Source organism: Sediminibacillus dalangtanensis, from assembly GCF_017792025.1.
GTDB lineage: Bacteria > Bacillota > Bacilli > Bacillales > Amphibacillaceae > Sediminibacillus > Sediminibacillus dalangtanensis.
Genome location: NZ_CP046956.1, coordinates 2,406,114 through 2,418,322, shown reverse-complemented (window position 1 = coordinate 2,418,322; position 12,209 = coordinate 2,406,114). Strand labels below are relative to the sequence as shown.

The window sequence follows — 12,209 nt, the reverse complement described above, 5'->3', positions numbered from 1 at the left end:
CAGGGAGCATACACAGATTCCTGCGGGAAAAGCGCGAGCTGAAGATCCACTTGGTAAAGCGGTTTTCTTTACCAAGTTAGCTGAAGCCGTGCCCGCGGAAAGCGAAATATGTACCGAAGCGTTGCTTAACACGCTTTTTGAATAGGCAATAGAACTTCCCATTACAGTTACTGCGTAGTTTATAGTTTATGTTCAAAAGCGACATTAAAATAGCGACTTTCTTATTTACAAAAGCCGGTCAACCGCTGTCCAGCCTAATGCTGTTTCAAAGGCTTCCAGTTCCGCGAGGTATTTACGATCGACAGGTTCTGCCCCTAAATGCTCGTAAAAGCCCTTGGCTGGATTCTCTTCCAGAACCCACACCAGCAAGGAGTCATATCCATCAGTCAGTAACTGTTCGGTCATCACACGGACAAGCTTTCTACCAATTTGGAGGTGATGATATTCATCGAGTATGTATAGGCTGTAAATTTCCCCCTCATAGGGATAATCACCGCTTCTTTCCGGCCCTCCATTAACAAAGCCTACTATTTGCCCGTCTGTCGTCTCGGCCACGAACATATAATGTTGCGGATCGTCAAGCCGCTTTTTGAAGGCAACTGTGCGCTGCTGGTAGGTTATTTTTTTCAATATCTTCTCTGGTACAATACCACGATAAGTGGATATCCAAGAATCGACACTGACTTTGGCGATTGCTTCGGCATCGCTTGTTGCTGCTTTTCGAATACGAATCATCAAGCTTCCTCCTTGTTAATTTGGTGTCGGATCAACTTCACGTATTTTTCTAAAAGATTGATTTCACTAACTTTACTTAACGTTCTGCTGCCCACAACATCTTCTATTTCATTGAATAACAAGGTACCAGCATTAGAAAATAAAAAGTCGATTCCGACCAGGGAAAAAGGAAAATGATCGACAATCATACGGATCAAACGGATTTCTTCTTGAGACAATTCATACCACTCAGCGGTTCCGCCAAGTTTATAATTGGCCCGAAAATCATTTTCATTACTGCGAAGGATGGCTCCGACAATTTCCTTCCCGACGACAAACACGCGTAAATCCTTTCCGGGCTGCACGGCACATTCCTGTATAATGACATCTGCAGACTCGATTTTTTGTCTGACAGACAGCCAGTCATCGAGATTGTGTACTTTGTAGACCTGTTGCCCGCCTTTTCCTGTGGCTTCTTTCACGACGAATGGTACCGGAACAGGCAAGTATTCACTTAGCAGATTTTTTTGCAAAAAGATGGTATCGACCATCGGAACGCCCAATGCTGTCAATCTTTGATGGGTAACTGCTTTGTTGTTGCACAGGTAAGAAACTTCTGAGGAATTAAATACTGGTATTCCGAGCATTTCGAACTGTTTATTTAGTAATGGTTCGATGGTGCGGACGACACAAAAATCGGGCAATTTTATGTTATCAGCTGTTTTAACGGTCAATTTCCCCGCAACTACACCGATCGTCAGCTCTTCCCGAAAGACGAGGAGAAGCTTGATGTCCTGTTTTTCACATTCTCGGATGAACCAATCGATATAAGCTTTGTTGACAGCAGCATCTTCCCGTTTATAAATCAGCCAGCCGGTTACTTGCATCTTATCCCTCCTGAAGTTTTTCCACGATATAATCAATGATATATGTCGCTACGTTAACATGAGTACAATCGAATATATTGCGGATATGGGCATTGGAATTCACTTCACAGACCAGCGGAGTTTCTTCCGGTCCAAACAGAAGATCAACACCGGCAAAGTCTGTACCAACGGCACGGGAAGCGGCTACCGCCAATTCTATTTCTTTTTTAGTTGGTTGATACACTTCCATGGAGCCGCCTGCACTTACATTCGCCCGAAAGTCATTAGAAGAAGTGCGCTTCATTGCAGCGACCACTTTACCCCCGACCACATTCAGCCGCACATCGGTCCCATAACTGGAAGAAATAAATTCCTGTAAAACAAACGGTCGTTCTCGGAGTTCTGCTATTTTGTCTATCAATCCTTGTTCTGTCTCTACCAGATAAACCTGCTCGCCAAATGATCCGAATGCTTCTTTAATAACAAGTGGATAACCAAGCATTTTTCCGGCTTCAATAAAACTTGCGGTTTCCAAAGCACTGGGATTGGGGAAAATTTTTGGTCCTGCAATGGTTTTCGGAATAGGCAGATGATGGGCTGACAGGGCTTGATAGGTAGCTATTTTGTCATCACACAGGGTGATTGCCTGTGCGCTGTTGAATACGGGAATGTCCAGTAGTTCCAGTTGCTTGGCCAAATGTATATCTTTATCGCCAAACACGACAAAATCAGGCCGTTTGTTATATTCCGGAAAAATAGTTCCGCCTGTCTGTTGATGTAGAGCGAGTAATTCATTGTTTTTGATTAACTCAAGCCGTATATTCTTTTCTTTAGCTGCTGCCTGTATCCATTCTGCGAAATCTCTGAATTTATTACCTGGCAGGTGTCCATTATAAACAACCCATCCATATTTTACCATGTTATTCTCCTTTTTCGTCTGCTAGTGATAGTATATAATGAGCATGCGAATCGATAAACAAGCAATACCATTCGTTGCTATATTATATTTTAAAAAGTTTACAAGTATTTGAAAAGCAAAAATATCCAAGAAGATAGGCGGAATGAAAAAATATGGGGGTTTTACCATGTTCAGCAATTATCAGGAAGTAAACATGTTTTTGGAGGGGAGAAAACAACTTGGCGTAAAACCTGGTCTTGACCGTGTCTACTTTCTACTGGAAAGGCTGGGCAATCCGGAACGAACGATCCGTGCGATTCATGTTGCAGGGACGAATGGCAAGGGTTCAACTTCTACTTACATAAAGGAAATACTTGGAAGTGGCGGCTGGAAGGTTGGTACTTACACAACACCACACATCACGGGACTAAAAGGGGAAATTGAAATTGATGGAAAACAGATGACAGACACCCAGTCCGTCCGATTGGTCAATCGTATGTTACCTGCCATTCAAGCATTGGATGACATCGGAAATCCCCCTACTGCATTTGAAATCAAAACCGTAGCTGCTTTTTGCTTTCTGGATGAAAATGCAGAAATTAGTGTAATCGAAACGGGAATGGGAGGCTTAGAGGATGCCACCAATTGTTTTATTCCAATCCTTTCCATCATCACCAATGTTGGTTTGGATCATCAGCGGATGCTTGGGGAAACCATTGCTGCCATTGCCAGTCATAAGGCGGGCATCATCAAGCAGCATGTACCGCTTGTGCTGGGAGATGTTACCGAGGAGGCAGCCTCAGTTATTTTAAAAAAAGCAAAAGGTCTTCGCTCTCCTGTTTACCAAATCTTCAAGGATTTTACCGTGACGAATGTAACAGCGGAACATCCGGAATACACGGAATTCACATTTGAATGCAACGGTTTGTCACAGGAAGCGGTCATTTCGATGGCAGGCAGACATCAAGTGAAAAATGCAGCGCTGGCTCTTATGGCTGTAAAGCTTTTAGAAGACTGCTTTCCAATGGAGTGGAAGAGAGTGTTGCAGGGATTGCAACGTGCTGCTATTACGGGACGTTTTGAAAAAGTTCATGACCACCCGGCCGTCATTATCGATGCGGCTCATAATCCTGAGGGACTGGCAGCTTTTTTACAGACTGTGGAATACTTTTATTCTGACAAAAAGAAGCGATTACTATTTGCAGCGTTTAAAGACAAGCCTCTTCAAAAGATGCTTTCACAGCTGGGAAATGACTTTCAAAGTGTACATTTTACTAGCTTTCCGCACGAGCGGGCAGCATCCGCAGAAGTCTTGCAGACACATTATCCAGGGAAAAATAGCAAAATAGAAAAATGGGAAAATGTTATCCGCAATCACTTGGGATCAACAGGAGAATCCATTTTATTTATCACAGGATCCTTATATTTCATAGAATTAGTCAGAAAATTCTTTGTTAAACGTTGATAAGTGTGGTATTTTAAATTTAGGAAATTAAATAAGGCTTAAGACCTAAGTATGATGGTGTGAAAGTGATAGAGAAGTCGGGGAGATGCTGAGAATGGTAAGCAAAAATAAAAAAATTTTTCTCTTGGTTACATGGCTCATTCTTTGGCCATCACTTACCTGGTTGAGTTATCAGCAATGGAACCCTGATATCCCGGTCAACTGGTATGACTTAGTATTATTCGGTTTGCTGATGTGCAGTGTCGCCCTGTTTCCGATTATCATCAATCAAACGCCTATCTTTTTCGTCAATGGGCTTAGTTTGGCTGTGTTTTTATACTACGGTCTTTTCATCGAAGTCATTCTAACGCAGTTTTCCATCCTTTGTCTTTTGGCCGGTATCCGGTTGAAACGAGCCGAATGGTTTCGTATTCCTATGAATCTATTCATGTTTTTAATCATTTCGATTGTATCTGCTTTGGTCTACTGGTTGTTGGGCGGAAGCAATGGAGAGGGTGTGTTGGAAGATCCGCAAAACGCCCTGCCAATTATCGGGTATGTTTTAACCGCTTTTTTCACCAATCAGTTCTCTCTACGTCTGATCAAGCGATTTGTTTACGGCATAAAGGCTCCTTTTTTTGACAGGGGGCTTATTTGGGAGGCATATACACTGATTTTGGTCATTCCGATCGGACTGATCCTACATTTGCTGTTTGTACAAAACGGGACGACCGCAATACTGTTTATCGGATTCCCGTTATTAAGTATTAGCTATATTTTACGTATGTTTCATTCCAGCCAGAAGATAAACTATCATTTGCAAAAAACGAGCGAAATCGGTCACCGGCTGACAGCGCAAATGGAAGTGAATGAAGTCATCGATCTTTTCAACGAGCAAATTCATGAGCTACTGCCTGTAGACTATACGATGGTCTATGAGGTGGAAGATAGTTCGAGCATGCGCCTTGTCCGCTTTATCGACAAGGAAAGACGCATGGATTTCCCTGAATATGATCGTCTCTATCGAAAGGAAGCAGTAAGCGGCCGTGTTTGGGCCAGTAAACAAGGTGTGCATTATCACCGGAGAAGTCAGTGGGCAGGTATGGTTGCCAAACATTTAGAAATGCCGGGGGAAAGCTTGATGTCTGTACCTCTGGAAAGGGATAATAAGGTTGTCGGCGTCATTACACTGATTTCCAAACAAAAACGGGCATTTGAAAAATCTCAGTTTATGATGCTTTCGATCCTGACAAATTACTTGGCTGTATCGCTGCAAAATGCGAAAAATTACGAAGAGACAAAAATGAGAAGTGAGCGGGACGCTCTTACCCGTTTGTACAACTTCCGTTATTTTGAGGACTATTTGCATATGTACTTTGCCAATCAGCGGCCGGAAAGTATCACAGAGCCGTCCTCTTTGATTTTGCTGGATCTCGATCATTTCAAAGCATTCAACGATACATACGGCCATCAAAGCGGAAATGAAATATTGCGGGAACTTGCTTCCAGACTTACAAGGATAGTCGGCCAGAAAGGAATCACTGCCCGGTACGGTGGAGAGGAATTTATTGTTTTTCTTCCAAAAGCCAATAAGTCGGCAGCATTGTTCCTGGCAGAAGTCATTCGTAAGTCGATATCGGAAGATCCTTTTTACCTTTCTGATCACATAATGGATGGGGAAGAAACGATCAAAGTATCCCTGACTGCAAGTATCGGTATTGCTTCTTATCCTGATGAATGTGAAGAACCGATGGAACTCATCCGCCATGCAGACAGGGCAATGTACGTAGGGGCAAAACAGAAGGGCCGAAACCGGGTGGCTGTTTACGAGAAATAGAGATTCTTCTTTTACTAATCTGCTGCTGCCAATAGCCGGCTGCGGCTTTTTTATGGCAGCTGTCCATCAAAGATTGATAGTGGTGATAAGGAATTAAACCGCAAGGAATAAGGGGATTTGTTTATGAAAATAAGGGAGTGGCTTACGAAGAATGAAAACGGACTGACACTTATTGAAGTGGTTGTGTCCATTGCGATATTATCCATCCTCATTACCACTTTTTTCGCTTTTTTTGCTCAGGCTGCCAAGACCAATAAAAATGCCGGATCAATTGTTACAGCTACCTACGTGGCCGAAAGGTACATGGAAGAAATTTATCACATAAGTGTCAGTTGTACAGGTTACACAGAATGCAAAAATAAACTGGCCGACCAGTATGGAGGTGGAGCAGGCGGTGGGAAGTACACGGATGTGTCGGATGGTTATGAGGTGAAAATAGAGTTAAAACCATTACTTGAGAACAGTAGTCTTGGCAATATAACGGTGAAAGTCTATCAATCTGGTTCTTCCAAACTGGAAGCTCAAATGGAAACGACAATCAATTGGAAGGAGCAGCAAGGTGAAAATGACCAATGACAAAGGTTTTACACTGGTAGAGCTACTGGCTGTTCTGGCACTGCTTGGTTTGATTATTATCCTTGCAGGCTCTGTTACCTGGTTTGGGCAAAATCAATATACCAGCCAGTTAGAAGAGACAAAACAGCAAGCAGAAGTCAGGCTGGCTCTGAAGCAAATCACCAAGGATGTGCGCCAAGCCGATTCCTTAACCGTGACAAACAACCAATTGAAGCTTGATGAGGTCGTGTACCGGTTAAATGCTGGCCATCTGTTACGCAACGGGCGAATGGTTGCCGAAGGGATTTCAGATTTCCAAGTCGAACCGACAGAACAAGGCGCTGGTGTGACACTGCAAATAAAGGGTGCAAGTGACTCTCACCAGCTGTCTGAAGTATCCACGGTTTTATATATCAGGGAGTAGGGATGAATGATGCCGGAAAAAAGGGTGAACTGGAAAAGTAGTAAATGGAACAATCAGGCCGGGTCTGCTCTCGTCTTTACGTTGATCGTACTCGTGATTCTTTCGGTTCTCGGTTTGAGCTTGCTCGGAGTGATTGTCCATCACACAAAGTTGAGTTCAAGTGAACGGAGCGATCAGTCTGCCTACTATATTGCCGAGGCAGGTGCAGCCTTGAAATACGCGGAAATCGAAACAGCAATCGAACGTTATTACCAGGAGGAGGATGGTTCGGAAGCGGAGATCAAGGAACTGATTCAAACGGAACGGACATACAGCGACTTTGAAGAGGCGTTTGGAAAGCAGCCTGAAGCCGTTGTACATATTGAGGCAAACGCACCGGATGATGGACAAACCATTCGGTATAAGCTTGTTTCCACTGGGACCATCGGCAAGCGTTCCAGAACAGTGGAACGGCCATTCACCGTCAACTGGCTTCCCAGAGACAACGGTGGCGTCGATTTACCTGCCGGCACTGCGGTATATACCAATACGACGATCGATTTATCGGGTGGTGCGACAATCAAGGGGAATATGAAAACAAATTCAGATCAGGAGCATTCCATACGCTTTGATGGAGGAGCGACACTGAAAGGTGGAAGCATTTATGTACCGTTTGGATCAGAGGATCGTGCGCTTGATGCCCCCGATTGGATGCTGGATGATTTACCAAAACCCATAGGACAAGACAAGGGTAAGATGGAATTGCCGGAGTTTCCAGTGTTTCCCGATTATCCGCAAGCGGAAGACCGTAATTTGCAGGGGGGCGAAACAGGAGTCATCCAGGATGGGAGGCTGAAGATTAGTGGTGGAGGCAATTATTCCTTGTCCCTTGAACGAAGCACTTTTTTCAAAGAAATCAAAATCAGCAGCAACAATAACCTGACCATCGATCTACATGGCAACAATCTGTCCATCGTGGTGGATCATTTGAATTTAGAAAATGGTCATATCGAACTGAAGAATCCGGGTATACTGACGTTTTATGTCCGTGACAAAATCACATTTGGTTCGGGAAGCACGCTGAATGGGTCTGGAGAAACTGACACTGTCGCCCTTTACTATAAAGGATTGGAGAAACTGAAGCTCGCAGGATCTCAAGTGATAAGAGGATCCCTGTTTGCGGAGCGGGCTGACATCGAATTAACGGGAGGTGGCGGATTCACCGGACACATTTTCACAGGAGGATCAAACGTGAAGGTCGATGGCGGTGCAAGAAGTGCCTATCTTATATACGCTCCACATGCAGATTTCCACTTCACGGGGGGTGGGCAACTGAAGGGGATGGTTGTTTCTGACTCACTGACCGGAGATGGCGGAGGCGGGATTGAGTACGAGGAATTCAATCTCGATGCGCTTCCTTTTGTTTCGGGTGGAAGTCCTGCCGATGTCGAAGAAATCATCACCAAGGAACCAATCAGGGAAACAGACGAACAGGAGGAATAACATGGCAATCCGCAATAAAAAGAAGCTGGGCGACTTACTGAAAGAGGCGGGCGTATTAACGGAAACGGAGATTGTGGAAACACTCGAACATAAAAAACAAGGTCAGAAACTCGGAGACGCTTTACTGGAACAAGGTTTTATTACCGAGCAGCAGCTGCTCGAAGTATTGGAGTTACAGCTTGGTATCCAAAGCGTGTCCTTATATCGGTATCCCATTGATCAAAAGCTTACGGAGCTGGTGCCAAAGGAAATGGCCCAGCGTAACGTGCTAATGCCGTTGAATTTGAGAGAAAATACGATGACAGTGGCAATGAATGACCCGATAGACTATTTTTCAATTGATGATCTGGAGTTGTCGACGGGTTTCGATATCAAGCCAGTGATTGCTTCCAAGGATGATATTTTACAGGCAATTAACAAGTATTACGACCAAAAGGATTTTGCTCTGGAGGAAGATGATGCGGATCTGGCTGACGACGCTCCCGCTGTCCGGATAATGGATCAACTGCTGCAGACAGGGGTTCATTTGAAGGCGAGCGATATCCATCTTGATCCGGCCGAAGACAGTTTATCTGTCCGTTACCGTGTTGATGGCATGCTTCATAAGGAGAGAACCATTCCGAAACGGTTGCAAAACTCGCTGACAGCCAGGATGAAAATCATGGCTAATTTGAATATTACCGAGACAAGGCTTCCTCAAGACGGAAGAATCCGAGTCATCATTGATGAGAAGCCAATCGATTTGCGTATTTCGATTTTGCCGACCGTATTCGGTGAAAAAATCGTAATCCGGATTCTCGACCTTTCCAATATTGTCAAAAAGCTTACCGACCTGGACTTCAGCGAAGAAAATTATCACGATTACCGGAAGCTGATTCAGCAGCCTTCCGGATTGATTCTCTTGACGGGACCGACGGGGTCGGGAAAGACCTCGACTTTGTATGCTTCAATCAACCAATTGAACCGTGAGGAAGTCAACATTATCACGGTGGAAGATCCGGTGGAATATCAGTTAGAAGGAATTAACCAAGTACAGGTAAATGCAAAAATCGGTCTCGATTTTGCAGCCGGACTTCGGTCGATATTACGACAAGATCCCAATATCATCATGGTGGGAGAAATCAGGGATACGGAAACAGCAGAAATAGCCGTGCGCTCTTCCCTTACAGGACACATGGTGTTCAGCACCCTTCATACGAACAGTGCGATGGCTGCCATACCCAGGTTGTTTGATATGAAAGTGGAGCCTTATCTGGTCGTATCCTCGTTATCCGGCATCATGGCGCAGCGACTGGTAAAAAAACTGTGCAAGGATTGTAAACAAAGCAGAGAACTCAATAACATGGAAAAAGAAATTTTCGATAGACACAACATTGCAATAGACAAGCTATACGAAGGAAAAGGCTGTAACAGTTGCAGGCAGACCGGGTATAAGGGCAGGACAGCGATTCAGGAACTGTTGGTGATTGACGATGCCATCCGGCAAATGATGATGGAAAATAGTTCGATGGCCGAAATGAAAAAGTATTTGAAACAGAATGGCATGAAGTTTTTGATGGATGACGGTCTGGAAAAAGTGAAGCAGGGAACCACCAGCCTGGAAGAAGTGTTACGGGTTGCAACGGAAGAGTAAGGGGGAATCAACATGAATCGATTGAATTCTTTATTACAGGAAGCTTTTTCTCAAAATGCTTCGGATATACATCTCACAGTAGGAACTCCACCGGTTTTTCGCATCAATGGAGAATTACGACCATTCGGACAGGACAAGCTTTCACCAGAGGATACGGAGGAAATGGTCAGAAGCGCAATCAATGATAAGTTATGGGAACGGCTGGAGGAGAAAAGAGAAATCGATTTGTCTTATGGTATAGCAGGAATATCCCGGTTTCGGATGAACATTTTTCATCAACGCAATTGCCTTTCGCTTGCTGTCCGTGTCGTCCCTACGGTCATTCCCAGTCTGGATGATCTCCACCTCCCTGGAGTTATCAAGGAAATCGCTGCCAGCACACAAGGTTTGGTGCTGGTTACAGGACCGACGGGAAGTGGCAAAAGTACCACGCTTGCTGCCATGATCGATTATATGAATAAAACGATGCACAAGCACATTATTACATTGGAAGATCCAATTGAGTACTTACATGCCCACGGAAATTGTATTATCGACCAGCGGGAAGTGGGATTCGACACAAAAAACTTTCAAAATGGTTTGCGTGCTTGTCTGCGACAGGATCCAGACGTAATACTTGTCGGAGAAATGCGCGATTTGGAAACAATAGCGACCGCTATCACGGCTGCTGAGACAGGTCACCTTGTCCTCGGAACCTTGCATACGACCGATGCTTCCTCGACGATGGACAGAATCATTGACGTTTTTCCTTCCCATCAGAAGGGACAAATCCGCATCCAACTGGCCAACGTTCTGCAGGCAATCATATCGCAGCGATTATTTCAGACCCCCGATAAGCAAGGGCGGAGAGCTGCAACGGAAATATTGCGGAACACAGCAGCGATAAAGAATTTGATTCGAAACGAAAAAATGCACCAGATACCGAATACCATGCAGGTTTCCCGCGAGCAGGGAATGCATACCATGACGATGGATATAAAGAAAATGCTGCGCACAAGAGAAATTTCCGAAGAATTTGCCCTTCCTTACCTCAAGGAAAGAGGGTGACGGCTGATGGCTTATTACCGCTACCAGGGGAGAAGCAAGGAAGGTAAAGCGAAAACGGGAAAAGTAAGTGCTGAATCGAAGCAGGAAGCGCTATCTTACTTAAGGAGTGAGGGTGTGGTTGCTTATGAGCTGGTAGAGCTCAACAGCATCCTATACAAAGACATTCATTTTGGGCGCCAGGTGAAAAATCGTGATTTCGTCCTGTTTTTGCGGCAGTTTGCTACCTTGATCGATGCAGGCATATCACTGGTGGCTGCAACAGGAATCCTGGCGGAACAATCGGATAACAAATACCTGAAAGCAGCATTGGAACACGTCAAAGAAGATTTGGAAACCGGCGTTCCGCTAACCGATGCGATGGAGAAATATCCTAAAATTTTTCCGGAATTATTGGTAAGTATGGTCCACGCAGGGGAGATTAGCGGCAGCCTGGATGAGATTCTCGATAACATGGCGTCCTATTATGAAAAGCAATATCGTTTGAAACAAAAAATCACTTCTTCGCTTGCCTATCCATTGGCGGTCGGGTCGATTTCCATCCTGGTTTCGATTTTTCTGCTTGTTTTTATTGTCCCGATTTTCACGGACATGTTTGCATCGTTCGGTGAAGAAATACCTGCTTATACGGCAGTTGTTTTGCGAATAAGTAGTTTGGCCCAAGGGTATTGGTGGCTAATAGTCATATTGGCTGTGCTTCTTTCCGTTCTCTATCAATACTTAAGCAGAAAGGCTCATATCGCGAACAGATTGGACCGTGCTAAACTAAAACTTCCGTTGTTCGGCAAGTTTCTGCAAAAAGCTTTATTAGCCCGGATGACCCAGACGCTGAGCTCGCTTTTGGCCAGCTCGGTTCCGATTTTACAGGCGATTAGTATTACCGAACGTGTAATTGGCAATCAGGTGTTTAAGCAGGTGCTGAAAGACAGTCAGGCTTCTCTCGAAGAGGGAGAATCATTGGCTGGCCCGATGAAAGACCACTGGGCCTTTCCGAAGCTGGTGACCCAAATGATTGCTGTCGGAGAAAGCTCGGGGTCTTTGGACAGCATGCTGAAAAAGGTTGCCGATTTTTACGAGCAGGAACTGGATGAAGCTTCCGATAAGTTGAAATCGCTGATCGAACCAGTCATGATTGTATTTTTGGCCGTGATGGTCGGGGCCATCGTTCTGGCTATCATCATCCCGATGTTTGCTATCTTTGAAAATATTTAACAAAAGATTCAGCGGAATCTAGTAAAAAGGTCCTGTTCAAACTTGGTTTATATAGTATAATAAGGTTAGATGAGAGAACAACGGGAGAACACACCGGAAA

General features: G+C 44.5%; 11 protein-coding genes. 8 read left to right on the top strand and 3 right to left on the bottom strand.

What is annotated here, in order from left to right; genetic code table 11:
* Nucleotides 1–225 precede the first annotated feature (225 nt).
* The 3 genes from ERJ70_RS12225 to ERJ70_RS12215 are packed head-to-tail and all read right to left on the bottom strand — an operon-like array spanning nt 226 to nt 2,499.
* The gene (locus tag ERJ70_RS12225) at nt 226–735 is read right to left on the bottom strand and encodes a GNAT family N-acetyltransferase (protein WP_209365134.1); all 510 of its coding nucleotides are present in this window, start codon (nt 733–735) and stop codon (nt 226–228) included.
* Nucleotides 735–1,601 (bottom strand): ATP-grasp domain-containing protein, encoded by an 867-nt coding sequence (locus ERJ70_RS12220; RefSeq protein ID WP_209365133.1) that lies wholly within the window; start codon nt 1,599–1,601, stop codon nt 735–737. The genes ERJ70_RS12225 and ERJ70_RS12220 overlap by 1 nt, the downstream gene beginning before the upstream one ends.
* Nucleotide 1,602: 1 nt before the next feature.
* The gene (locus ERJ70_RS12215) at nt 1,603–2,499 is read right to left on the bottom strand and encodes an ATP-grasp domain-containing protein (RefSeq protein WP_209365132.1); all 897 of its coding nucleotides are present in this window, start codon (nt 2,497–2,499) and stop codon (nt 1,603–1,605) included.
* 142 nt (nt 2,500–2,641) lie between these two features.
* Between ERJ70_RS12215 and ERJ70_RS12210 the strand changes: the two genes are divergently transcribed.
* From ERJ70_RS12210 to ERJ70_RS12175, 8 genes are all read left to right on the top strand, one after another.
* Nucleotides 2,642–3,943: a bifunctional folylpolyglutamate synthase/dihydrofolate synthase gene (locus tag ERJ70_RS12210; RefSeq protein WP_209365131.1), complete on the top strand. Its 1,302-nt coding sequence runs from the start codon at nt 2,642–2,644 to the stop codon at nt 3,941–3,943.
* 94 nt (nt 3,944–4,037) lie between these two features.
* The gene (locus tag ERJ70_RS12205; RefSeq protein ID WP_209365130.1) at nt 4,038–5,759 is read left to right on the top strand and encodes a sensor domain-containing diguanylate cyclase; all 1,722 of its coding nucleotides are present in this window, start codon (nt 4,038–4,040) and stop codon (nt 5,757–5,759) included.
* Nucleotides 5,760–5,882: 123 nt separating this feature from the next.
* Nucleotides 5,883–6,335 (top strand): type IV pilus modification PilV family protein, encoded by a 453-nt coding sequence (locus tag ERJ70_RS12200; RefSeq protein ID WP_209365129.1) that lies wholly within the window; start codon nt 5,883–5,885, stop codon nt 6,333–6,335.
* Entirely contained in the window at nt 6,325–6,738 is a 414-nt protein-coding gene (locus ERJ70_RS12195) for a prepilin-type N-terminal cleavage/methylation domain-containing protein (RefSeq protein ID WP_245208202.1), read from the top strand. The genes ERJ70_RS12200 and ERJ70_RS12195 overlap by 11 nt, the downstream gene beginning before the upstream one ends.
* A 6-nt stretch (nt 6,739–6,744) precedes the next feature.
* Entirely contained in the window at nt 6,745–8,220 is a 1,476-nt protein-coding gene (locus ERJ70_RS12190) for a pilus assembly PilX N-terminal domain-containing protein (RefSeq protein WP_209365127.1), read from the top strand.
* 1 nt (nt 8,221) lies between these two features.
* Nucleotides 8,222–9,853, top strand: coding sequence for a GspE/PulE family protein (locus ERJ70_RS12185; RefSeq protein WP_209365126.1), 1,632 nt, complete (start codon nt 8,222–8,224; stop codon nt 9,851–9,853).
* Nucleotides 9,854–9,865: 12 nt separating this feature from the next.
* Nucleotides 9,866–10,900 (top strand): type IV pilus twitching motility protein PilT, encoded by a 1,035-nt coding sequence (locus ERJ70_RS12180; RefSeq protein WP_209365125.1) that lies wholly within the window; start codon nt 9,866–9,868, stop codon nt 10,898–10,900.
* 6 nt (nt 10,901–10,906) lie between these two features.
* Entirely contained in the window at nt 10,907–12,109 is a 1,203-nt protein-coding gene (locus ERJ70_RS12175; RefSeq protein WP_209365124.1) for a type II secretion system F family protein, read from the top strand.
* The last annotated feature ends 100 nt before the right edge of the window (nt 12,110–12,209 follow it).